Origin of the sequence: Knoellia locipacati, from assembly GCF_007992835.1 — a bacterium.
GTDB lineage: Bacteria > Actinomycetota > Actinomycetes > Actinomycetales > Dermatophilaceae > Knoellia > Knoellia locipacati.
In genome coordinates, this window is record NZ_BKBA01000002.1 from 202,174 (window position 1) to 225,713 (window position 23,540).

Consider the following 23,540-nt stretch of genomic DNA (forward strand, 5'->3'; position numbering starts at 1 on the left):
AGGGGTCAACGAACAGCGGGTCAGCGGGTCAGCGGTCGCAGCCTGGCGGTGAACTCGACCCGCGTGCCGTGAGGTGTCGCGGGCTCCCACCGGATCCGCCCCTGCAGGTCCTGCACGAGCGAGGTGACGATCCTCGTCCCGAGCCCGGCAAGGACCGGCCGGAACCCGGCGGGCAGCCCCGTGCCGTCGTCGGTGATCGTCACCGTCAGACCCTCGACCCCGGGCTCGACCTCGGCGCGGTCGACGTGGACGCGGATGACGCCGCCGCGGGAGGCGAGGCCGTGCTCGACGGCGTTCTGGACGAGCTCTGAGACGATCATCGCGAGCGAGGTCGCGTCCTCGGCACGCATCCGGCCGAACGACCCGGTGAGCGTGGACTCCACCCGGTGCTCGGTCACGGCCACGTCGACGACGGCCCGCAGCCCCCGCAGCGCGATCTCGTCGAAGTTCACCGTCTCGTCGATCCCCTGGCTCAGCGTCTCGTGGACGAGGGCGATCGTCCCGACCCGTCTCACCGCCTCGTCGAGCGCGTTGCGGGCCCCCTCGTCGGGGACCCGCCGGGACTGCAGGCGCAGCAGGGCCGCGACGGTCTGAAGGTTGTTCTTCACCCGGTGGTGGATCTCGCGGATCGTCGCGTCCTTGGTGATGAGCTCCTGCTCGCGCCGGCGGAGCTCGGACACGTCGCGCAGCAGGAGCATGGCGCTCTGGCGGGTCCCGCGATCGGTGAGGGGGATGGCGCGCAGGCTCACGCTGGCCGACTGGGTCGACACCTCCGTCCACCACGGCGCACGACCCGTGATGACGACGGCGAGCGACTCGTCGACGGTCGAGCCCGAGGCCTGGAGCAGGTCGGCGACGACCGTGGCGAGCACCTCGCCGATGACGTCCCCGCGGTGCCCGAGCCGGTGGATGGCGCTGATCGCGTTGGGGCTGGCATAGAGGACCGTGCCCTCGACGTCGAGGTGGACCACGCCGTCGCCGACGCGGGGCGCTCCTCGCCGGGCACCCGTGGGCGCAGCCGTGCTCGGGAACTCCCCCGCCGCGATCATCTTCGTCATCGACTCGGCGAGCAACCGGTAGGTCAGCTCGAGGCGGCTGGGCGTGCGGCCCGTGATGACGTTGCTGTGGCGGGTGATGACCGCGAGCGCCCGACCCTCGCGGACGACGGGGATGGCCTGCTCGCGCACTGCCGTCTCTCCGTGGCCCTCGGGCTCACGACCGTTGACGATCCGGCGCTGGCGGTAGGCCTCGGAGAGGATCGGCTCGCGCCACCTGCCGGAGGTGCGGCCCACGACGTCGTCGTAGAACACCATCGGCCCGGTGTTGGGGCGCACGTGGGCCACCGCCCGCCACCCGTCGAGGCCGGTGGGGACCCACAGCACGAGGTCGGCGAACGCGAGGTCGGCGATGAGCTGCCAGTCACCGACGACGAGGTGGACCCATTCGATGTCGTGGTCCTCGAGGGTCGTCGACGCCCTGAGCGATTCGGCGAGTGTGCTCACGCGGCGAGCCTAGGTCGTCTCTCCGTCAGCTCCCCTGCCGGACCACGGACCGGAGCGTGCGCAGGGCCACCGAGAGCGCCGCGATGTTCGGCTTCTCGAGCGACCGTATGCCGGCGAGCTGGTTGCCGACCCGCTCCACAGCGCCGTCGCCGGCCTCGTCCCAGGCGAGGATGCGCTCCTCGGCCGAGACGACGCCGTCACCGTCGAGGTCGTTGTCGAACTCGAAGGCGTTGCGCGTGAGGGACTCGAGGACCGAGTAGAGGTCGTCGCGCAGCGCACCTCGCGCGAGCGCGTCCCAGCGGTCGTCGCGAGGCAGGCTCGCCACCCGCGTGAGCATGCCGTCGATCCCGAACCTCTCGGACATCCGGAAGTAGACCTCGGCGACCTCGGCCGCCGTGTGGTCGACGTCGGACGCGATCTCGACGACGTCGAGCAGCGAGTAGCTGTCGAGCAGGGAGGCGCCACGTGCAGCGAGCTCGGACGGCACACCCTCGTCCTCCCAGTGCGAGGTCTGGGCGAGCACGCGCTCGCGCTCGCCGCCCTGGAGGAGCTCGGGGATGCGCGGCACGAGGTCCGCGACGACGGGGGCGAACCGCTCCACCTCGGTCGTGATGTCCAGACCGGAGGGCCGGGCCGCGAGCAGCCACCGCACGGCGCGGTCGAGCAGGCGCCGGAACTCGAGGTAGAGCTCGGTCTGCACCTTGGTCGGCAGGACGTTGTCGAGGGCCTCGACGGCCTGCACGAAGCCGCGCAGGTCGAACACCTCGCGGCAGACGATGTAGGCCCGTGCCACCTGGTCCGGGGTACCGGTGACCTCCTCCTGCGCGCGGAAGGCGAAGGTGATGCCGCCGCGGTTGACCATCGAGTTCACGACGGAGTTCGTGATGATCTCGCGGCGCAGGGGGTGCTCCCCCAGCTCCGCGGCATACGGCTCGCGCAGCGCCTTCGGGAAGTACTGCGACAGGGTAGCCGCGAAGTACGGGTCGTCCGGAAGCGTGCTGGCGAGGATGTCCTTCTTGAGCGCGAGCTTGGAGTAGGCGACGAGCACCGAGAACTCCGGCGACTTCAGGCCCAGGCCCTCGGACGCGCGCTTCTCGATCTCGGCGTCGCTCGGCAGGAACTCCAGCGAGCGGTCGAGCTCGCCGCGCTCCTCGAGCCAGTTCATGAGCCGCACGTGCACGGGGACCATGGACAGGTCCTGGGCGCGGGCGTTGCCGAGGAGGACGTTCTGCTCGTAGTTGTCGCGCAGGACGTGGGCGGCGACGTCGTCGGTCATCGAGGCGAGGAGGGTGTTGCGCTCCTGCGTGGTGAGGTCGCCGCGACGGACGACGTCCCCGAGGGCGATCTTGATGTTGACCTCGTGGTCGGAGGTGTCGACGCCCGCGCTGTTGTCGATCGCGTCGGTGTTGACCCTGACCCCCGAGAGCGAGGCCTCGATGCGGCCCAGCTGCGAGAGCCCGAGGTTGCCTCCCTCGCCGACGACCTTGACCCGCAGCTCGCTGCCGTTGACGCGGATCGTGTCGTTGGCGCGGTCACCGATCGAGAGGTGGTCCTCGCTCGTGGCCTTGACATAGGTCCCGATGCCGCCGTTCCAGAGCAGGTCGACCGGGGCGAGCAGGATCGCGTGGATGAGCTCGGTCGGGGTCATCGTCGACACGTCGTCGCCGAGCCCGAGGGCGGAACGCATCTCCGGCGTCACCGTGACCGACTTGAGCGAGCGGGGGAAGACTCCTCCCCCGGCCGAGATGAGCGAGCGGTCGTAGTCGTCCCACGACGAGCGCGGCAGGTCGAACAGGCGTCGGCGCTCCTGGAACGACCGTGCCGCAACGGGACTCGGGTCGATGAAGACGTGACGGTGATCGAAGGCGGCGACGAGGCGGATGTGCTCGGAGAGCAGCATGCCGTTGCCGAAGACGTCGCCGCTCATGTCACCGACACCGACGGCCGTGAAGTCCTCGGACTGGGTGTCGACGCCCATCTCACGGAAGTGCCGCTTGACCGACTCCCACGCGCCGCGGGCGGTGATGCCCATGGCCTTGTGGTCGTAGCCGGCCGAGCCGCCGGAGGCGAACGCGTCGTCGAGCCAGAAGCCGTAGGACTGGGCCACACCGTTGGCGATGTCGGAGAACGTCGCCGTCCCCTTGTCGGCGGCGACGACGAGGTAGGAGTCGTCACCGTCGTGGCGGACGACCCGCTCCGGCGGCACGATGTCGGAGCCGACGCGGTTGTCGGTGACGTCGAGCAGGCCCGAGATGAAGGTCCGGTAGGCCGACTGGCCCTCCTCGAGCCATGCCTCGCGGGAGACCGCGGGGTCGGGCAGCTTCTTGGCATAGAAGCCACCCTTGGAGCCGGTCGGCACGATGACGGCGTTCTTGACCATCTGCGCCTTGACCAGCCCGAGGATCTCGGTGCGGAAGTCCTCACGGCGGTCGCTCCACCGCAGCCCGCCGCGCGCGACCGAGCCGAACCGCAGGTGCACACCCTCGACCTGGGGGCTGTAGACCCAGATCTCGTAGGCCGGTCGCGGAGCCGGGAGGTCGGGGATCGCCGTGGGGTCGAGCTTGAGCGAGACGTAGGCCTTCGGGGCGCCGTCGGCCCCGGGCTGGAAGAAGTTGGTGCGCAGCGCCGCCTTCATCACGGCGAGGAACGAACGGATGATGCGGTCCTCGTCGAGCGAGCTCACGTCGTCGAGCGCGGCCGTGATCCGGTCGGCGATCTCCTGCTCACGGGCCGCGCGCTGCTCGGTCTCGTCGCCCGCGAAGGCGTCGGGGTCGAAGCGAGCCTCGAAGAAGGCGACGAGGTCGACCGCGATCGAGGGGTTGCCGACGAGCGCGTCCTCGAAGTACGACTGGCTGAACGTCGCCTGGGTCTGGCGGAGGTACTTCGCGACCGTGCGCAGGATGACGACCTGGCGCCAGGTGAGCCGGGCGGCGAGGACGAGCTGGTTGAACCCGTCGGACTCGGCGCGGCCGTCCCAGACGGCGAGCACCGCACCCTCGAAGAGGTCACGCAGGTCCTCGTGAGCGATGCCGGCCCAGATCTGGTCGTCCTGGACGCGGAGCCCGAAGTCGTAGACGTGGAGCTGGACGCCGTCGGACCGGCTCACCTCGTAGGGCTGCTCGTCGACGACCTCGACACCCATGTCCGTGAAGATCGGCAGGATGTCGGTGAGGGACAAGGGGTCCGCGCGGAAGAGCTTGAAGCGCCGGATGCTCTCGGGCGAGTCGGCCGGCCGGTAGAGCGCGACGCTCGTGCGCCGCTCGTCGCCGAGCCCGTCGAGGTGGTGCAGGTCCGCGACACCCTGGACGACCGAGAAGGTCTCCTCGTATGCCGTGGGGAACCCGCGTCCGAAGCGGTCGAGCAGGCGGTCGCCCTCGACCTCACCGAGGCGGTCGCGCAGACCGTCGCCGAGGCGGTCGGCCCAGTTGCGGCTGACCTCGACGAGGCGACGCTCGAGGTCGCTGCGCTCGGACTCGTCGAGGTGGCGGACCCTTTCACCGACGGGCACCCGGACGACGAACTGCAGCCGCGAGAGGGCACGCTCGCTCACCCGGGCGGTGAACTCGACGCTCTCGCCACCGAAGGTGTCCTTGAGGATCGCGGCCATGCGCGTGCGGACGCCGGTGTTGTAGCGGTCGCGCGGGATGTAGACCTGGCAGGAGACGAACCGCCCGAAGTCGTCCTCGCGCAGGAAGAGCTTGGTGCGACGTCGCTCCTGGAGCTGCGTGACGGCCATCGCCGTCTCGTAGAGCTCCTCCGGCGTGCCCTGGATGAGCTCGTCGCGCGGGTAGGTCTCGAGGACCTCGAGCAGGTCCTTGCCGGTGTGCGAGTCGGCCGCGAGGCCGGACTGCTCGAGGACGGCCTGGACCTTCTCGGCGACGACGGGCAGGCGCAGCACCGACTCGGTGTAGGCGGTCGACGCGTAGAGCCCGAGGAAGCGCTTCTCCCCCGCGGTGCTCCCGTCGGGGGCGTAGGTCCGAATGCCGACGTAGTCGAGGTATGCCGGCCGGTGCACGGTCGAGCGCGAGTTCGCCTTGGTGAGGACGAGCACGCCGCGCTCACGGGCCTTGCGGCTCGACTCCGGCGAGAGGGGACGGATCTTCTTGTCCGCGGGCGGGTCCTGCTTGAGCATCCCCAGCCCGGTCCCGCCGAGGGGACGGATGACGTCGCCCTCGGACGTCTCCTCGAGGGAGTACTCGCGGTAGCCGAGGAAGGTGAAGTGGTTGTCGGCCATCCACCGCAGGAAGGCGCTCGCCTGGCTGACCTCGTCGGCACCCACGCCGGGAGGCGGGGAGCCCTCGAGCTCGGCCGCGATGACGAGGCAGCGGGTGCGCATCGTCGGCCAGTCGGTGACGGCCTCGCGCACGTCGACGAGGACGTTGTCGAGGACGGCGGAGAGCCGGTCACGGGCGTCCTGGTCACCCTCGCGGTCGATGGTCAGGAGGATCCACGACTCGCTGTGGACGTCGGGGTCCTCGTGGCGCGGGCCCGAGCCGTCGTCGTCGCAGGTCTCGACGAGGTGGCCCGCGTCGTCACGCCGGACCTTGAACTGCGGGTGGATGACGAGGTGGATGTCGATGTCGCGCTGCACGAGCGCGCTCGTGACCGAGTCGACGAGGAAGGGCATGTCGTCGGTGACGACCTGGATGACGCTGCGCGAGCTGGACCAGCCGTCGGACTCGGTCGTCGGGTTGAAGACCCGGACCGCGGCGGTGCCGGGGGTGCGCGTCTCGGCGAGGTCGAGGTGCGACTTCACCGCACCGGCGAGGGTGTGCGCGGGGCGCGCGCTGAGCTCCTCGTCGGGCACGTGCCGGAAGTAGTGGCCGACGATGGCCGCCCCGTCCGGTCGTGGGTCGAGGCCGGCGAAAGCCGTGACGATGGCGTCCAGTGTGGTCGATCGGGGGTGGACCGATGACTCAGTCATGGTGCGCTGTCAATCCTTTGCGTTGCGGCTTCACCGATGGTCTCGGCGGGACACGGCACTGTGTCCGACACCGAGACTACTCACGTGCGGGGGCCTGTGGATGAGGGGCCGGAGGTGTGACCAGTGAGCACTAGAGTGACGAGGTGCGCCGCCCCTCCGAACCCCCGGCACTTCCTGCGGTGAGCGATGTCCTGGGAGCGCTGTCCGACACCGTCGCCGGTGTCGAGGACGACCTCCTCGCGAGCCTCGTCGTCATGGGCGAGGCCGACGCACAGCGCACCGTCGACGGCTGGGTCGACCAGGTGGTCGACCTGCTCCGCGCCGTCGACGAGGTCGCCGTGCAGCACCGCGCGACCTTGGCACGCGCCCATGCCCGCCAGCCGGGGGTCGTCGACGGTCACACCTCGGTCGGCGACGTCGGGACGGCCACAGCCCTCGGCCCGGCCGCGACGGAGCAGCCGTGAGGGGTGTCGTGCCCGGCGACCCGGGATCCCTGTCGGCGATCGGTGCCGCCGCGAGGCGAGCCGCCCGCGACCTGGCGGCAGCACGCGAGGCGAGCGGGACGGCATACGCGTCGCTCAAGGACGCGTGGGCGACGTCGACCTCGGTCCGGACGCGCAAGGAGGGGCAGCGCGCCCTCGCGACCCTCGCCGAGGGCGAGCGGCACGCCGAGGCCGTGGGTGCCGCACTCCAGGCGTATGCCGTCGAGCTGAGCGAGCTCCAGGCGCGGGCTCGCGCCGTGGTCGACGAGGCGTCCGGCGCCGGGATCATCGTCGAGGCCGGGCAGGTTCGGCTGTCCTGGGGTGTCACCGGTGAGGCCGACCCCGGCACGACCCGTGAGCGGGACGAGGCGGTGCGTGCGGTTCAGGCCAAGCTGGACGCCATCGCGGCCCAGCACCGTCGTCGGCGCGAACGCCTGCTCGGCGAGCTCGCCCGCTCGACCACGGAGCTCGAGGGACTCGCGAGCGCCCTGCGCCTGCCCTGAACCCGCGCGTCCTGACCCCGCGGACCGGGTGAGAGGATCGGCGGGCCGCCCACGTGAGGAGAACCCGTGAAGTTCACGCACCGCGCCGAGTACCCCGCAGCGCCCGACGAAGTCTTCGCGCAGATCTGCGCGCAGGAGTTCCAGGACGCCAAGTGCGACGCGACGACGACCGGGACGTGGAAGGCCGACGTGTCGACCACCGGTGACCGCACCGTCGTCTCGACCGAGCGTGTCCTGCCCACCGACGGGCTGCCCGACATCGCGCGGTCCTTCGTCGGCGAGTCGCTCACCGTCGTCGAGGTGCAGACCTGGGGACCGGCGGCCGCCGACGGCTCGCGCACCGCCGACCTCAACCTCCACGTCAAGGGCGCACCGATGACCCTCAAGGGCTCGATCCGCCTCTCCCCCAGCCCATCCGGCACGGTGCACCAGCTCGACGGCGAGCTCAGGGCGGGCGTGCCCCTCATCGGCGGCAAGCTCGAGAAGGCCGCCGCGGACCCGCTCATGCACGCGGCGCGGACCGAGACGGACCTGCTCCACCAGCGGGTCGGCTGACCCTCCCGGACACCGCACAACTGAGTGCCCCACGCCGAGGCCAAATGGCCTCGGCGTGGGGCACTCAGTTGTGGGTGGGGCGGGTCAGACGCCCATGTGCGGGTAGGTGTGGTTCTTCGGCGGGACGAACGTCTCCTTGATCGAGCGCGGGCTCGTCCAGCGCAGGAGGTTCTGGGCCGAGCCGGCCTTGTCGTTGGTGCCGGACGCGCGCCCGCCACCGAACGGCTGCTGGCCGACGACGGCTCCGGTCGGCTTGTCGTTGACGTAGAAGTTGCCTGCCGCGAACCGCAGCCGGTGGCTCGCCTCGGCGACGGCCGCACGGTCCTGGGCGATGATCGACCCGGTGAGGGCGTAGGCCGAGGCCGAGTCGATGACGTCCATGACCTTGCCGAACTGGCGGTCCGGGTAGACGTGGACCGACAGCAGTGGACCGAAGTACTCGGTCGTGAAGATCTCGTCGTGCGGGTCCTCACCGACCATGATCGTCGGGCGGACGAAGTAGCCCTCGGAGTCGTCGTAGGTGCCACCGGCGACGACGTCGATCCCGTTCGTCGCCCTGGCCCGGTCGATCGCGGCCTTGTGCTTGGCGAACGCGCGGTCGTCGATGACGGCGCCCATGAAGTTGGACAGGTCGGTGACGTTGCCCATCGTCAGGCCCTCGGTGAGCTCGACGAGGTCCTTGCTGATGACCTTCCAGATGCTGCGCGGGATGAACGCGCGCGAGGCGGCCGAGCACTTCTGGCCCTGGTACTCGAAGGCGCCACGGATGAGGGCGGTGCGCACGACGTCGGGGTCGGCGCTCGGGTGCGCGAGGACGAAGTCCTTGCCGCCGGTCTCGCCGACGATCCGCGGGTAGTGGCGGTAGGTCGTGAGGTTGGACCCGATCTCCTGCCACAGCTGCTGGAAGACGCGCGTCGAACCGGTGAAGTGCAGACCGGCGAACTCGGGGTGCTTGAGGACGACGTCCGAGACCTCGGTGCCGTGACCGGTCACGAGGTTGATGACGCCGGGCGGCATCCCGGCCTCCTCGAGGATCTCGAGGACGAACTGCGCCGCGAGCGCCTGCGTGTGCGAGGCCTTCCACACGACGGTGTTGCCCATGAGTGCGGGCGCGGTCGGGAGGTTGCCGGCGATCGCGGTGAAGTTGAACGGCGTGATCGCGTAGACGAAGCCCTCGAGCGAGCGGTAGTCGGTGCGGTTCCAGATGCCGGGGGCGTTGGCCGGCGGCTGCTCCTCGAGGATCTGGCGCGCGAAGTGCACGTTGAAGCGCCAGAAGTCGATGAGCTCGCACGCGGCGTCGATCTCGGCCTGGTATGCCGTCTTGCTCTGTCCCAGCATCGTCGCGGCGTTGACCTTGGCCCGGTAGGGACCGGCGAGCAGGTCGGCGGCCTTGAGCAGGATCGAGGCGCGGTCGTCGAAGGACATGTCGCGCCAGCCCGGGGCCGCGGCGTTCGCCGCGTCGACGGCGGCGCGGGCGTCGGCCTTGGTGGCGTCACGGATGGTGCCGAGGACCTTGGCGTGGGCGTGCGGCTGGACGACCTTGATCTTCTTGCCGGTGCCCTCGACGCGCGTGCCGCCGATCGTGTGGGGCAGCTCCCACGTGGTGCTGCCGACCTCGGCGAGCGCCACTTCGAGAGCTGCTCGCTCGGGACTGCCGGGTGCGTAGTCGCGCACCGGCTCGTTGATCGGGGCGGGGACGTGGGTCACAGCGTCCATCGGTGTCTTCCTCGATTCCGTGGAGGTCTTGGGGTCTCGCCATCGTCCCACGGTGCAGGGGGTGGCTGCGTCCACCCCCGGGCCGGGTGTGCGTCCGCAACCGTGGTCACCGTCGCGACCACCTCTGCGGACGCTGCCGTATGCCGTCCCGCCGGCGGGACGAGGTCGGGCGTCAGTCGCCGCGCACGAGGGCGATGACGTCGTCGAGCTCGGTGACGTCGTACCAGAGGAGGTCGGCGACCTCGCCACCCGGCTGCTCGTCGATGTGGAAGGACGCGATCCGGGGCAGGGCCACGACGGTGTCGAGCTCGACACCGGTCTCACCGTCGGTGACCGGGAGGACGACGGCGGCGTCGACGTCGGCCGAGGCGACGACGCGACGCTCCCCGCTCGCCGAGCGCTCGGCGGCGTCGGCCGCGGCAGCCGACCACGCGGCATACTCACGCTCCTCGTCGTCGTTGCCGAGGCCGGGTCGGGTGCTCGCCGGCACGGCGGCGTGACCCGCGACGGGGGCGGGACCGACCTCGCCGGTGCGGCGCAGCGCGTCGAGGGCGGACGAGTCGAGCGGGAGGTAGACGCGGACCATCGGCATGCAGGGGACCTTTCAGCGGGCGCGGGCGCGGGGAGCCTCGAGCAGCTCCTGGAGGGCGTCGACGATGGACTGGCCGAGGACGTCGGCGTCGGGCAGCGCGTCGCGGTCGGCGTAGAGGCCGTAGTAGACCCCGCCGTCGTAGGACGTGAGCCCGATGGAGAGGGCCTTGTTGGGACCGAGGGGCATGACCGGATAGGTCGAGGCCATCTGCGCACCGGCGACGTAGAGGGGGTGCTGCGGACCCGGGACGTTGGTGATCGCGACGTTGAAGAGGCGACGTGAGACGGCGCCACCGAGGCGCGCGGCGAGCGTGTGCATCGTCGGCGGCGCGAAGCCACCGAGGCCCGAGAGGGTGTCGGCGCCCACCGCTCGCCCGGCCTCCATCTGCTGGCGCATCGCGAAGGCGATCTGGTGCAACCGCATCGAGGCGCCGGGCTCCCCCACCGGGAGGTCGACGAAGCACGCGGTGAGGTTGCGTCCGGGCGAGAGCTCGCTGTCGTCGTCGTGCGTGCTCACCGGGACCATCGCGCGGATCGTCGTCGCACCGTGGACGCTCTCACCCCGCGTCATGAGCCACGTCCGGAAGGCGCCGGTGACGGTCGCGAGGATGACGTCGTTGATGCTCACGTCATCGGCGAAGGCGCCCTTGGTGAGGCGCGACCGGACCTTCTTGTAGTCCTCGAGGTCGGTGCCCACCATGACGTAGCGGCGGGCCCGGCCGACGCGGGCGTTGAGCGGCGACTCCGGGGCGGGGCTCGTCGAGGCGCGCGCGACCGCCGAGACGACCTCGCCGGCAGCGCCGAGGACGCGGCCGGCGGTCTCCTTGACGTCGGTGATGCCGGACTGGACGGTCTCGAGCAGCTGGCTGGGCGCGCGCACGGTGTCGGCGAGCGCGCTGACGACGAGCTCGGTCTGCGACGGCTCACGGCTCGGGCGCCAGGTGTCGTCGACGCTCTCGGTGCCCGGCGTCTCGGAGTCCTCGAGGATGAGGTGGGCGATGTCGACGGCGTGGACACCGTCGACGAGCGCCTGGTGGGTCTTGGTGATGATCGCGAACCGGTCGTCGGCCAAGCCCTCGACGAGGTAGACCTCCCACAGCGGGCGGTTGCGGTCGAGCTGGCGCGGCTGGATGCGGGCGATGAGCTCCTCGAGCTGCTCGTCGTCACCCGGGCGCGGCAGGGCCGAGCGCCGCACGTGGTAGGTCACGTCGAACCGCTCGTCGTCGATCCACACCGGGTTGGCGAGGCGCCCCGGGACGAAGCGCACCCGCTGCCGGTAGCGCGGGACGTAGGCGATCCGTCGCGAGATGATCCCCACGAGGCGGTCGTAGTCGAAGCCCCCTTCCGGGGCGTCGAAGACCATGACCGACCCCACGTGCATGGGCGTCGACGAGTTCTCCAGCGTGAGGAAGCTGCTGTCGAGGGTGCTCATGCGGTCGGACACGAGGCCATGGTGTCAGATCGGCGGTCGCTCCATGCCCGCCTCGATCCCCGGACGGCTCGCCGACGGCACGCGCTCAGGCGGAACGGTGCGAGCCACGTCTCATGCGGACCCCTGACCTGCGACGGGTCCGGCTCTGGGGTGCGACGAGCTCGGGTCGCACCGCCTGGACGACGGCGTCGATCGCCCGGCTCACCGGCGCGTCGGGGGCCTGCTCGACGAGGCTGCGTCCGGCGAGGAGGGCCGCGTCGCACTCGTCCGGCGCCCACGGCACGAAGATCGGCTCCTCGAGACCCGCGAACCGGCCGAGCACGTCGCTGATGGCCTGCTCCGGCCTCCCTCCCGTGGCCGAGGCCCGGACCTTGTTGACGACGACCACGGGCTGCGGCGACGGCACGACGGCGACGTCCTGCACGGCGCGGACGAGCCGCTGCAGACCGATCGGGTCGGCCGCCCCGACGACGACGAGGCTGTCGGCGCCCTCGAGGGCGGTGAGGGTGGTCGCGTTGCGTCGTGGGGCCGCCGTGTCGTAGCTCAGCTCCTCGTCGTCCTCGATCGAGAACCCGCAGTCGACGACGACGTGCTGAGCGAGCGAGCGGGACTTCTCGAGGACGTCCTCGACGGCTGCCGCCCTGAGCTCGGGCCACCGCTCGGCCTTGGGTATGCCGGTGAGCACCCGGAGCCCGGACGTCACCTCGGGTGCCACGCGGGAGAGCGCGGCCGTGTCGAGGGTGCCCTGCTCGGAGGCGCGCGCCGCCGCGGCGACACCGGGAGCCTCGTCGATGAGGGCGAGCGACTGGGCGACGCTGGCGCCCCACGTGTCGAGGTCGACCAGGAGGGTGCTCACCCCGCGGCTCGCCAGGGAGGCTGCCAGCGTGACGGCGACGGTGGTGCGGCCCGGCGCACCGGTCGGCCCCCACACGACGGTGACCCGACCGCGGTCCGGCCCGCCGCCGGACTCCGCGTCGGAGGAACCGTCGGCCCGGTCGGACGTGACGCCGTGGGCGCTGGCCACGGGTGCGCCCGTGAGTGGCGCGTCGGGGAACGCGGTCCCGTCGAGCCACCGGGTGAGCTCGTCGGCGCTCGGCGTCGCCGTGCCGTCTCCAACACCGGCCCCGGGAGTGGCGGCCGAGCCGGGCTGCCGCGCCGACAGGGACGGCGTGGAGGTGCTGCCGCGCTCGGCGAGGTCGACGAGGATGCGGGCGACGTCCTCGGCCTCGGCATCGGGCCGGACGAGGGTGCTCACACCGAGCTGGCGCAGCCGCGCCTCACCGGCGTCGTCACCGACCGCGACCAGACCGGCGACGCGGACACCATGACCGGCCAGGTGGCGCAGCGCGTCACGGTCGAGTCCGCGGAAGTCGGCCGAGACCACGGCGAGGTCGGCGATGCCCGAGGCGCCGGTCGACAGCAGCTCGGCGACGTCGGCGCACCGACGCACGACGGTGAGGCCCGCGGAGGACTCCAGCGCCGAGACGAGCTGCTGCTCGTGGTGGTGCGAGACCCCCGTGATGACGCCGGTCGTCATGACGCCTTCGGCGCGACCGCGCCGGGGACGGCGACGAGGGTGATCCGGGCGCCGAGGTCAACGTCACCGACGAGCGCCTGGACCTTGTCCTTGGGGACCATGACCTGCACCGGTCGTGTGTCGCCGGAGCTGCCCATGACACCGTCGTCCTTCGACAGGGCGACCACGCTCACCGCTTCGAGAGCGAGCTCGGGTCCCTCGAACGACGCGGTGCCGATGCTGCCCTTGACCGGGGCCGAGGGGCGGTTGACGTAGACGTCGACGACCGAGCCGTTCGCGAGCGTGGAGGCCGACGTCGCGTCAACCTGGAGCGCCACCGGCTGGCTCGTCGCCTGCGACCGGGGACCGATCGCGGAGACGGGGACGAGCTCGCCCGCCCGGACCTCACGCAGGACGAACTGGTCCGCCGGCAGCCCGCCTCCGGCGCTGACGTAGTCGGTCGCCGCACCCCCGAGCTGCACGTCGACCCGGACGAGGTCGTCGGCCGTGAGCGGCTGACCGGGAAGCAGACCGGCCTTCGCGGCATACATCGGGACGCGGTCGTCGGCCCGGCTCATGACGTATGCCCCGATGGCCGTCGAGGCGAGCACGAGCAGGAGGCCCACGAGAAGTCGGCTGTCGCGCCAGGACGGCTTGCGCAGTCGCTGGGCACTGGGCGTGGACAGGTCGCTCATCGAGGTCCTCCGCATCGTGGTGGTCTCGGCGGTCGGGCAGGGCGCGAGGGGTCACCGCAACATCCCCCCGCCACAGATTGTGGCCCACCCTGCGGGTCTGCGCGCGGCGTGCGGCAGGCTCCTGTGGACAACTGCGACCCGCGGGGTCACCTGTGGACGGGCACCCCGGTGCAGCGGGGCCCGCGTGGCAGACTGGCGCGGCAGGCATCTGCGTCGCACTCGACCCCCACCACCCACCTGAGGAGCGCCCGTGGCCAAGCGGTTCATCCCGCTCACCGAGGTGTCCGAGATCCTCGACATCTCCTCGGCCCAGGCCTATGCGCTCGTGCGGTCCGGCGAGCTCCCCGCGATCAAGGTCGGGGGCCGCGGCCAGTGGCGGGTCGAGACCACCGTGCTCGAGGACTACATCCAGCGGATGTACTCGCAGACCCGGGACTTCGTCCGCACCAACGGCGAGGACTGACCGCTCTCAGCGGGCCTCGACGAGCACCACGGCCCGGAACGGCACCGTCCGTCGGCCGCGGACGTTCTCCGGGCGCCGGGTCTCCCCCAGCACGTGCTCGGCGAGGTCGAGGAAGTCGGCACCGACGACGTCGATCGTCCCCGTGGCGACCTGACCGCTGCTGTCGGTGACCGCGACGGTGGCACGGTCGCGCGCCAGGCCGCGCAGCGCGTAGCCCAGCGCGAACCTCCGGGCGGTGCGCTCTGCTGATGCCCGGGGCGGCAGGCCCACCACACTCGTCACCGCCCTCATGGGGACGACGGCGTCGCGACCGTTGTCGAGCCGCACGAGCAGCCAGTCCTGCCCGAGGTCGACGAGCTCACCCGTCACGTGCGCGCCGGTGACGACGTGCAGTCGCAGGGACCCGCCCACCGCGGCCGCGAACCGGGCACCCAGCTCGACGGCGGCCCGCTCGCGTCGCGTCCTGTCGGCCACCTCGGAGTCCCGGTCGCGACGCTCCTCGGCGCCGAGCTGTGCCTCGAGGTCGTCGAAGAGCCGGTCCCACCGCATGGCGCGAGCCTAGGCGGCAGGTGGACCGGCTTCCTGTTGCGGCGCCATTCGATGTCAAATATCGTCAAAGACATGCAAACCGACGCAAACAGCATCAAACGGCACCCAGCGACGCCGGCGCTGACTCTCCGCGCCGTCACCGGCGCCGTGGTCGGGACCGCCACCGTGGCCGTCGTCGTCGGCGCCACGTGGCTCCTCACCCTCGCGTGGCTGTCGGCCCGAGCCCGCGTCGTGGCTCCGGGACCGGCGTCCGCGGACGAGGCCCTGGCCCTGGCCGCGGCCACCCTTGCCGTGGCCGTCGCTGCGTGGCTCTGCCTCGGGGTGGCCCTCGAGGTGCTCGCGCACGCACCCGGCCGCGTGGGGCGGGCGGCCGACCACTGGGCCGACCGCCTCACCCCCGCCTTGGCGCGACGCGTCGCCGCGTTCGTCCTCGGGGTCGGCGTCGGAGTCGCAGGTGGCCCACCGACGGCCCTGGGGGGTGCTCGCCCCGCCGTGGGCACGGTGGCCCACACGTCGGACACGGCCCCCGCGGACGTCGCGGCCGCGCCCGACGGTCCGGCCGCGCCGGCCACTCCGGCCGACCCGGGCTTCGCTGCACTGGCCACGTCGACCCGTTCCGGCGGCGCGGCTCCCGACCCCGGGTTCGCTCCTGCGCCCGCCTCCCCCGGATTCTCGACCACCCCCGCCTCGCCCGCGTCCCCCGGCTTCACCCCCGCCGCGCCGCGGGTGCGCCCGCAGGCTGACGCCGGACTGTTGGGCTCTCGCTCACGCTCCACCGCCGAGGCCGAGGTCGTCGTCCACCGGGGCGACAGCCTGTGGTCGATCGCCGCCCACCACCTCGGTCCCGACGCGGGCGACGCCGAGGTCGCCCGGGCCTGGCCCCAGTGGTACGCCGCCAACCGCGACCGGATCGGCGACGACCCCGACCGCATCCTCCCCGGCCAGATCCTCCGGGTGCCCACCCCGGACCCGACAGGAAGCGTGACCCGATGAGCGCCACCGTGACCTCCCACCTGCGACCCGTCACCGTCCCGGGCCCGACGACCCGGCGCCCGCCGGCGATCCCCCTCGTCGAGGCGCTCAGGCGCTCGGCCGACGCCCTGGGGCACCCGGGCTACATCCAGGACGCCCTCGCCGTCGACCTCGCCTCGGCGAGCGACGAGCAGATGTTCGGCCCGCAAAGCACCGCTCGCGCCGACCTCCCGGAGCCCGGCCCGTGGGCCACCCAGATTGCGCAGGCGATCGTCGAGGTGATGTCCGGGCTGCGTCCGGCCGCACAGGTCGTCCGGTGGACGACCCCGCAGGTGTATGCCGTCGTCGCCCGTCGCGGAGCTCTCGCCGCCCGCCGTCGCGCGACCGGTGGTCGGGCCCGCGCCCAGCGGGCCATCGTGCGCTCGGTCCACGTCTGCGAGCCCGCCGACGGGGTCGCCGAGTGCAGCGTCGTCGTGAGCGAGGGTGCCCGGGTGCGCGCCATGGCGGTGCGGCTCAGCGGGCAGGACGGCCGCTGGCGCGTCGAGGCCCTCCAGATCGGCTGAGCCCGGCGCGCGAGGGCGCGCGAGGTAAGCGGACGGCATACCGGAAAGAACGAGATCGGGTGACGCGCCGAGGGATCACGGGGATCCCGGGCACGTCACCCGATCTCGTCAGGCGCGGACGGTGGCGCTGGTCAGGCGTCCTTGCCGTGGCACATCTTGAACTTCTTGCCCGAGCCGCAGGGGCACGGGGCGTTGCGCGGGGTGCTCGCGAGCTGCTCGGCGCTCAGGCCGGCGACCCCACCGGCGGCGCTGCTGCCGTTGCTCCGCGCACCCGCGACGTCGCGCTCGACGACCTCGCCCGTCTCGGACGGGGCGGTGTAGTGCAGACGGGCGGGCTGGCGCGGGCGCTCGACGCCGACACCGGCGACCTCGAACCGGGGAGCGTCGCTCGGTGCGACGTCGGGCTCGTGGGTGCCGTCGCCGCTGCCGTCGGAGCCGGCCAGCCCACCCAACATGTCGGAGACGTGCTGCGGGGCGGTCGCCACCTGGGGCGTCGTCGGCTGGTCGACCTGGACGTCGACGTGGAAGACGAGACCGACGGCCTCCTCCTTGACCGACTCGTTCATGGCCTGCCACAGCTGGAAGCCCTCGCGCTGGTACTCGACCAGCGGGTCGCGCTGGGCCATGGCACGCAGCCCGATGCCCTCCTGGAGGTAGTCCATCTCGTAGAGGTGCTCACGCCACTTGCGGTCCAGGACCGAGAGCATGACCCGCCGCTCGACCTCACGCATGACCTCGCTGCCGAGCGCCTGCTCGCGCGCGTCGTAGGCGTGGTGCGCGTCGGTGAGGATCTCCTCCTTGAGCGTCTCGGAGCGCAGCCCCGAGAGCCCACCGGCCGCCTCGACGACCTGCTCCTGGGTGATCGAGATCGGGTAGAGCGCCTTGACGGCCGTCCACAGCCGGTCGAGGTCCCAGTCCTCGGCGAAGCCCTCGGAGGTCTCGGCGTCGACATAGCCCGAGACGACGTCGTTGACGAAGAAGCGCATCTGCTCGTGCAGGTCCTCGCCCTCGAGGACGCGGCGGCGCTCGTCGTAGATCACGGTGCGCTGGCGGTTGAGGACGTCGTCGTACTTGAGGACGTTCTTGCGGATCTCGAAGTTCTGCGCCTCGACCTGGCTCTGCGCCGAGGCGATGGAGCGCGACACCATCTTGGACTCGATGGGCTGGTCGTCCTCCATGCCCGTCGAGCTCATGACCCGGTCGACCATGCCGGCGTTGAACAGCCGCATGAGGTGGTCCTGGAGCGAGAGGTAGAACCGCGACTCGCCCGGGTCACCCTGGCGACCGGAACGACCACGGAGCTGGTTGTCGATGCGTCGCGACTCGTGGCGCTCGGTGCCAAGGACGTAGAGACCACCGAGCTCGGTGACCTCCTCGTGCTCGGTCCGCACCCGGGCCTCGGCGGTCTCGAGCGCTGCGTCCCACGCCGCCTCGTACTCCTCGGGCGTCTCGACGGGGTCGAGACCGCGGTCCTTGAGGGCGGCGACGGCCATGAACTCGGGGTTGCCACCGAGCATGATGTCGGTGCCTCGGCCGGCCATGTTGGTGGCGACGGTGACGGCGGCCTTGAGGCCGGCGTCGGCGACGATCGCGGCCTCACGCTCGTGGTGCTTGGCGTTGAGGACCGCGTGCTTGATGCCGCGGCGGCGCAGCTGCTCGGAGAGGTACTCGCTCTTCTCGACGCTCACGGTGCCGACGAGGACGGGCTGGCCCTTCTCGTGGCGCTCGGCGATGTCGTCGACGACCGCCTTGTACTTGGCCTCCTCGGTCCGGTAGACGAGGTCGGCCTGGTCCTTGCGGACCATCGGGCGGTTGGTACGGATCGGGACGACACCGAGCTTGTAGATCGAGTTGAGCTCGGCGGCTTCGGTCATGGCCGTACCCGTCATGCCCGAGAGCTTGTCGTACATGCGGAAGTAGTTCTGGAGGGTGATCGTCGCGAGGGTCTGGTTCTCGTTCTGGATCGTCACCCCCTCCTTGGCCTCGATGGCCTGATGCATGCCCTCGTTGTAGCGGCGGCCCTTGAGGATGCGACCGGTGTGCTCGTCGACGATGAGCACCTCGCCGTCCATGACGACGTAGTCCTTGTCGCGGGTGAAGAGCTCCTTGGCCTTGATCGCGTTGTTGAGGTAGCCGATGAGGGGCGTGTTGGAGGACTCGTAGAGGTTGTCGATGCCGAGGTAGTCCTCGATCTTCTCGATGCCCGGCTCGAGGACGCCGACGGTCTTCTTCTTCTCGTCGACCTCGTAGTCGCCCCGGCTCGGGATGCCGCGCATCTGGTCGCCGCCCTCACCGCGCTCGAGGTGCTGCACGGCCTTGGCGAACTCGCTGTACCACTTGGTCGGCTGGTCGGCCGGCCCCGAGATGATGAGCGGCGTGCGGGCCTCGTCGATGAGGATCGAGTCGACCTCGTCGACGATCGCGAAGTTGTGGCCACGCTGGACGAGCTCGTCGGTCGACCACGCCATGTTGTCGCGCAGGTAGTCGAAGCCGAACTCGTTGTTGGTGCCGTAGGTGATGTCCTTGGCGTACTGCTCCCGACGCTGGTCCGGCGTCATGTTCGCGAGGATGCAGCCGGTCTCGAGGCCGAGGGCGCGGTGGACGCGACCCATGAGCTCGGCCTGGTACTCGGCGAGGTAGTCGTTCACGGTGATGACGTGGACGCCCTTGCCCTCGATGGCGTTGAGGTAGGAGGGCAGCGTGGCGACGAGGGTCTTGCCCTCACCGGTCTTCATCTCGGCGACGTTGCCCATGTGGAGGGCGGCTCCACCCATGAGCTGGACGTCGAAGTGCCGCTTGCCCAGCGTGCGCCGTCCGGCCTCGCGGACCGCCGCGAAGGCCTCGGGGAGGATGTCGTCGAGCGTCTCCCCGTCGGCGAGGCGCGAGCGGAACTCGTCGGTCATGCCGCGCAGCTCGTCGTCGCTCATCGCGACGAAGTCCTCCTCGATCGCGTTGACCTGGTCGGCGATGTTCTCGAGCTTCTTGACGATCCGGCCTTCACCGGCGCGCAGCAGCTTCTCGACGATCTTCACCACGGGTAGGACTCCTCGTTGAACGGTCATCTCGCTCGACACCTTCGACGAGACCTGCCAAGGGTAGTCGAGCCGCGGGCTCGGGCCGCACCTGAGGCGGCACTCCACCAGACTCCAACGCCGGGGCCGGGTTAATCGGTTCCGGCGCGCGTCGCGCCCGTGGTCAAATCCCGTATGCCGTTCCCCGACTCCGTGCCGATCCTCACCGACGACGTCGTGCGCCTGCGCGCCCACTCCGCCGACGACGCGCAGCGGATCGTCGAGCAGTGCACCGACCCCGAGAGCCTGCGCTGGACCCAGGTCCCGCGCGACTACACCCTGGCCATGGCCCACGAGTGGGTCGCGGACATCGCCAAGGGCTGGGACGGCGACGGCGACCGGCTCTGGGCCATCGAGGAGGTCTCGGACGGCGAGCACCGCTTCCTCGGCTCCATCGACCTGCGTCCACGGGCCGCTGGCCGCGCCGAGATCGGCTACGGCCTGCACCCCGAGGGTCGCGGCCGGGGCCTCATGGCCCGCGCGCTCAGGCTCGTCTGCCAGTACTGGTTCGACGCCGGCGGCCAGCGGGTCGACTGGTACGCCGAGCGCGGCAACATCGCCTCGTGGGGCCCGGCCCGGGCCGCCGGCTTCGAGTTCGTCGCCACGCTGCCCGAGCACGTCGCCCACGGCGAGGGTGGCCTCGTCGACGCGTGGTTCGGCAGCCTCGGCCGTGACGACGCCATGGCGCCGCGCACCGAGTGGGTCACCCCACCGGTGCTCGAGGCGGACGGCATCCGCCTGCGTCCGTGGCGCGACACCGATGGTGAGGCCGTCGAGGCACCGAACCACCCCTCGCACTTCGTGCCGGCGCGCGCGATCCCCACCGCCGACACGTGGACCGACTGGCTCATCCGGCGCCGTCTCGTCATGGCCCGCGGGTCGAGCGTCAACTGGTGCATCGCCGACGCCGAGAGCGACGCGGCCCTCGGTGAGGTGCTCGTCTTCGTCCACGACGGCGCCCTCGCCGACGGCGACACCGCCGAGCTCGGCTACTACCTCTTCCCGAGCGCCCGGGGGCGTGGGGCCGCCAGGATCGCGGCCGGCCTCGCGGTCGGGCACGCCTTCGCGAGCCGTGACGAGGGCGGCCTGGGCCTGCGGCGGCTCGTCGCCGAGACCGCCGCCGACAACGCCGCGAGCAACGCCGTCCTCACGGCTGCCGGCTTCACGCGCTGGGGGCACGAGGAGGCCGCGACCGCACCGGACGGCTCGGTGGGCCCCGCCGACCACTGGGACCTGCTCGCACCCTCTCGCGACTAGCGGACGACCGCGACGTCGGCCAGCCCGAGCCACTGCGCCATGAGGGTGAGCTCCTCGTGGAGCTCTCGGGTGTCGTCGGCCCCGCCGCGGCCCGGCTCCCACGTGGTGCGGCGCGCCAGCAGCCGACCACGGGCCCTGTCGGCCTTGAGGTCGACCCGCCCGACGAGGTCCTCACCGAGGAGGAACGGCAGCACGTAGTAGCCGTGAACCCGCTTGTCCTCGGGCACGTAGATCTCGAGCCGGTAGTCGAACCCGAAGAGCGCGCTCGTCCGGTCGCGCTGCCAGATGAGCGAGTCGAACGGCGAGAGCAGCGCCCGCGTCGCGATCCGTCGTGGTCGCCTCGCGGTCGGGTCGAGGTATGCCGGCCGCCTCCACCCGTCGATCGTCACCGGTACCAGGTCGCCCGCCTCGACGAGCGTGGCGATCGCCGGTCGGGCCTGCTCCGGCTTGAGCCGGAAGTAGTCGCGCAGGCACTGCTCGGTGCCGACCCCGTGGGCCCGGGCCGCGATCCGGATGAGCTCGACGAAGGCCTCGTCGTCGCCGGGTCGCAGCCCGGGAGACTCGGCCACGTCGCGAAGGTGGGCCGGGAGCACGCGGGAGGGCACGGCATACCGGCGTTCGAACTGGGTCGTGCGGCCGGCGGAGCTGACCTCGCCGGACCAGAAGAGGTGCTCGAGGGCGGCCTTGACGAGCGACCAGTTCCAGCCCCACTGGTCGCGGTCGCGCGGGAGGTCGTGGGCCAGGGCCGCCTCGAGCTGACGGCTCGTCAGCGGCCCGCGGGCGCGGACCTCGGCGAGGACCGCGTCGACGAGCTCGGGGTGGTCACGCTTGACCCGCTGCATGCCGCCCCACGACTCGTCGTGCGCGCGGCGCATCCGGAAGTCGAGCAGCGGCCACGTGGAGGGTGGGATGAGCGACGCCTCGTGCGCCCAGAACTCGACGAGCCGCCGCGGCGCGCGGTCACGGGCCCGGTCGACGAGCGCCGTGTCGTAGGGACCCAGCCGGGAGAAGAACGGCAGGTAGTGGCTGCGCGAGACGACGTTGACGCTGTCGATCTGGACGATGCCGACGGTGTCGATGACCCGCTGGACCTGGCGCGAGGTCGCCGACCACGGCTTGGGGCGCGACGCACCGAACCCCTGTGCGGCGAGCGCGATCCGGCGCGCGGCGACCGTGCTGAGACGCATGCCCCCCATTGTGTCCGCCGCCCCCGACAGCCCCGCGCCCTGCTCCCGGCAGGACCGGACCGGCTCAGGCCTCGGGCTCGATGAGGTTGCGCCTCATGGCATAGAGGGCCGCCTCGACGCGCGAGTGGAGCTGGAGCTTCTCGAGGATGTTGCGGACGTGGTTCTTGACGGTGTTCTCGCTGATGAACAGCTGGGTCGCGATCTCCTTGTTGGCCTTGCCCCGGGCCACGAGCGAGAGCACCTCGAGCTCGCGGTCGGTGAGGCGCGGACCCGTCGACTCGTCCTTGGGCGGCTCGTTGCTCAGCCGCGAGAACTCGGCGATGAGCTGGCTGGCCATGTGCGGCGGGATCATCGACTGGCCCGCGTGGGCCATCCGCACCGACTGGGCGATCTGCTCGGTCGGCAGGTCCTTGAGGAGGTAGCCGCTCGCGCCGGCCTTGATGGCCGAGAAGAGGTCGGACTCGTCGTCGGAGGCGGTGAGGATGAGGATCTTGGTGTCCGGTGCCTTCTCCTTGATCGCCGTGCACGCCTCGATCCCGCTGTTGCCGGGCATGCGCACGTCGAGGAGGACGACATCGGGCTCGAACTCGAAGACCTTCTCGACGGCCTCCACTCCGGAGGCGGCCTCGGCGACGATCTCGAGGTCGGGTTCCAGGCCGATGACGGCCTGCATGCCACGACGGTAGAGGTCGTGGTCATCGACGATGACGATGCGGATACGTTCGCTGGTCTGCCCGTTGGACGAGGCCCGCGAACCCGGCTCAGAAAGGGGCGGACTCACGTGGTCATCCTGACACGGTGAGTCCGCCCCCGTCCGCCTTATCGTCAACTCCCCCAACGGAAGGTGTGCACGTCAGGAGGCTGCGGCCCGCTCTGACTGGCCCTGACCGGCCTCCACGGAGTCGGTCGCGACGTGGGTGGCACTGCCGTTGAGATCGAGGTGCAGGACGCCGTAGGACCAGCCACGGCGGCGATACACGACGCTGGCCTTGTCGGTGTCGAGGTCGTGGAACAGGTAGAAGTCGTGACCGACGAGCTCCATCTCGCGCAGGGCCTGGTCGAGCGTCATCGGCGCGGAGGTGTGGACCTTCTCACGCACCTCGATCGGCGAGTCGCCGAAGGCTCCACCGTCGTCCTCGCCCGCTGCCGCGCTGTCGTCCTGCGGCTCGGGGGGCACGAAGGCCGTGGCGGCGGCGACCGACTCCTGGCTGTGGCGTCCGCGGCGGACCGTCCGGTCGTGCTTGCGGCGGAGGCGTTCCAGCAGCTTCTCGAGAGCAACATCGAGTGCGGCGTACTTGTCCTCCTGGCACGCTTCGGCGCGCACGACAGGGCCCTTGATGTGACACGTGATCTCCACGCGGTCACAGGCCTTGGACTGTCGACGGTTCGCTTCGTGGCTGACCACGACCTCGATGCGGCGCGTTCGCGGAGCGAGCTGCTGGACCTTCTCGAGCTTCTCTGCGATGTGCTGCCGGAATCGGTCCGAGACGGTCGTGTGGCGTCCGGTGACGACGATGTCCACTTGTCCTCCTTGTGTCGGGGGGCGTGCCTGTGGGTGCCTG

19 protein-coding genes are annotated in these 23,540 nt (G+C 71.4%); 7 read left to right on the plus strand and 12 right to left on the minus strand.

Annotated features, from left to right (window positions below; genetic code table 11):
• Positions 1 to 20 precede the first annotated feature (20 nt).
• Complete coding sequence (locus tag KLO01_RS01385) at positions 21 to 1,502, minus strand: sensor histidine kinase (protein WP_147061751.1); 1,482 nt, start codon at positions 1,500 to 1,502, stop codon at positions 21 to 23.
• A 25-nt stretch (positions 1,503 to 1,527) separates the two neighbouring features.
• Positions 1,528 to 6,426 (minus strand): NAD-glutamate dehydrogenase, encoded by a 4,899-nt coding sequence (locus KLO01_RS01390; RefSeq protein ID WP_147061752.1) that lies wholly within the window; start codon positions 6,424 to 6,426, stop codon positions 1,528 to 1,530.
• A 143-nt stretch (positions 6,427 to 6,569) separates the two neighbouring features.
• Here KLO01_RS01390 and KLO01_RS01395 point away from each other — a divergent pair, with 143 nt between their 5' ends.
• From KLO01_RS01395 to KLO01_RS01405, 3 genes are all read left to right on the plus strand, one after another.
• Positions 6,570 to 6,890: a hypothetical protein gene (locus KLO01_RS01395; RefSeq protein ID WP_147061753.1), complete on the plus strand. Its 321-nt coding sequence runs from the start codon at positions 6,570 to 6,572 to the stop codon at positions 6,888 to 6,890.
• On the plus strand, positions 6,887 to 7,411 hold the full coding sequence (locus tag KLO01_RS01400) for a hypothetical protein (RefSeq protein WP_147061754.1): 525 nt from the start codon (positions 6,887 to 6,889) through the stop codon (positions 7,409 to 7,411). The genes KLO01_RS01395 and KLO01_RS01400 overlap by 4 nt, the downstream gene beginning before the upstream one ends.
• Before the next feature lie 66 nt (positions 7,412 to 7,477).
• Entirely contained in the window at positions 7,478 to 7,966 is a 489-nt protein-coding gene (locus KLO01_RS01405) for a DUF2505 domain-containing protein (protein WP_147061755.1), read from the plus strand.
• A gap of 84 nt (positions 7,967 to 8,050) precedes the next feature.
• Here KLO01_RS01405 and pruA read toward each other — a convergent pair whose 3' ends face one another.
• The 5 genes from pruA to KLO01_RS01430 all read right to left on the minus strand — a co-directional run bounded on the left by pruA (position 8,051) and on the right by KLO01_RS01430 (position 13,916).
• Positions 8,051 to 9,682 (minus strand): L-glutamate gamma-semialdehyde dehydrogenase, encoded by a 1,632-nt coding sequence (pruA, locus tag KLO01_RS01410; RefSeq protein WP_147061756.1) that lies wholly within the window; start codon positions 9,680 to 9,682, stop codon positions 8,051 to 8,053.
• Between the two features lie 172 nt (positions 9,683 to 9,854).
• On the minus strand, positions 9,855 to 10,274 hold the full coding sequence (locus tag KLO01_RS01415) for a DUF6912 family protein (RefSeq protein ID WP_147061757.1): 420 nt from the start codon (positions 10,272 to 10,274) through the stop codon (positions 9,855 to 9,857).
• A gap of 12 nt (positions 10,275 to 10,286) precedes the next feature.
• Positions 10,287 to 11,717: a WS/DGAT/MGAT family O-acyltransferase gene (locus tag KLO01_RS01420; protein WP_147061758.1), complete on the minus strand. Its 1,431-nt coding sequence runs from the start codon at positions 11,715 to 11,717 to the stop codon at positions 10,287 to 10,289.
• A gap of 73 nt (positions 11,718 to 11,790) precedes the next feature.
• Positions 11,791 to 13,242: a CpaE/TadZ family protein gene (locus KLO01_RS01425; protein ID WP_147061759.1), complete on the minus strand. Its 1,452-nt coding sequence runs from the start codon at positions 13,240 to 13,242 to the stop codon at positions 11,791 to 11,793.
• Positions 13,239 to 13,916: a hypothetical protein gene (locus tag KLO01_RS01430; RefSeq protein WP_147061760.1), complete on the minus strand. Its 678-nt coding sequence runs from the start codon at positions 13,914 to 13,916 to the stop codon at positions 13,239 to 13,241. The genes KLO01_RS01425 and KLO01_RS01430 overlap by 4 nt, the downstream gene beginning before the upstream one ends.
• Positions 13,917 to 14,166: 250 nt before the next feature.
• On the opposite strand from KLO01_RS01430, the gene KLO01_RS01435 reads away from it, so the two are divergent.
• Complete coding sequence (locus KLO01_RS01435) at positions 14,167 to 14,379, plus strand: helix-turn-helix domain-containing protein (RefSeq protein WP_147061761.1); 213 nt, start codon at positions 14,167 to 14,169, stop codon at positions 14,377 to 14,379.
• A gap of 6 nt (positions 14,380 to 14,385) precedes the next feature.
• Here KLO01_RS01435 and KLO01_RS01440 read toward each other — a convergent pair whose 3' ends face one another.
• Positions 14,386 to 14,928, minus strand: coding sequence for a hypothetical protein (locus KLO01_RS01440; protein ID WP_147061762.1), 543 nt, complete (start codon positions 14,926 to 14,928; stop codon positions 14,386 to 14,388).
• Positions 14,929 to 15,000: 72 nt separating this feature from the next.
• Here KLO01_RS01440 and KLO01_RS01445 point away from each other — a divergent pair, with 72 nt between their 5' ends.
• Together KLO01_RS01445 and KLO01_RS01450 are read left to right on the plus strand one after the other, a co-directional pair.
• A complete protein-coding gene (locus KLO01_RS01445) occupies positions 15,001 to 15,921 on the plus strand; it encodes a LysM peptidoglycan-binding domain-containing protein (protein ID WP_147061763.1) in 921 nt (306 codons plus the stop codon).
• Positions 15,918 to 16,463: an Rv3235 family protein gene (locus tag KLO01_RS01450; protein ID WP_147061764.1), complete on the plus strand. Its 546-nt coding sequence runs from the start codon at positions 15,918 to 15,920 to the stop codon at positions 16,461 to 16,463. The genes KLO01_RS01445 and KLO01_RS01450 overlap by 4 nt, the downstream gene beginning before the upstream one ends.
• Positions 16,464 to 16,594: 131 nt before the next feature.
• On the opposite strand, the gene secA is transcribed toward KLO01_RS01450, so the two are convergent.
• The gene (gene secA / locus KLO01_RS01455) at positions 16,595 to 19,498 is read right to left on the minus strand and encodes a preprotein translocase subunit SecA (protein WP_147061765.1); all 2,904 of its coding nucleotides are present in this window, start codon (positions 19,496 to 19,498) and stop codon (positions 16,595 to 16,597) included.
• A gap of 171 nt (positions 19,499 to 19,669) precedes the next feature.
• Here secA and KLO01_RS01460 point away from each other — a divergent pair, with 171 nt between their 5' ends.
• A complete protein-coding gene (locus tag KLO01_RS01460; protein WP_147061766.1) occupies positions 19,670 to 20,791 on the plus strand; it encodes a GNAT family N-acetyltransferase in 1,122 nt (373 codons plus the stop codon).
• Here KLO01_RS01460 and KLO01_RS01465 read toward each other — a convergent pair.
• The 3 genes from KLO01_RS01465 to hpf form a co-directional block, all read right to left on the minus strand.
• Entirely contained in the window at positions 20,788 to 21,978 is a 1,191-nt protein-coding gene (locus KLO01_RS01465) for a winged helix-turn-helix domain-containing protein (protein ID WP_186827871.1), read from the minus strand. The two genes, KLO01_RS01460 and KLO01_RS01465, sit on opposite strands and share 4 nt — an antisense overlap.
• Positions 21,979 to 22,042: 64 nt before the next feature.
• Complete coding sequence (locus tag KLO01_RS01470; protein WP_147061768.1) at positions 22,043 to 22,759, minus strand: response regulator; 717 nt, start codon at positions 22,757 to 22,759, stop codon at positions 22,043 to 22,045.
• A 72-nt stretch (positions 22,760 to 22,831) separates the two neighbouring features.
• Positions 22,832 to 23,500 carry a ribosome hibernation-promoting factor, HPF/YfiA family gene (gene hpf, locus KLO01_RS01475; protein ID WP_147061769.1) on the minus strand — a complete coding sequence of 223 codons (669 nt, stop codon included), beginning with the start codon at positions 23,498 to 23,500 and terminating at the stop codon, positions 22,832 to 22,834.
• Between the last annotated feature and the right edge of the window lie 40 nt (positions 23,501 to 23,540).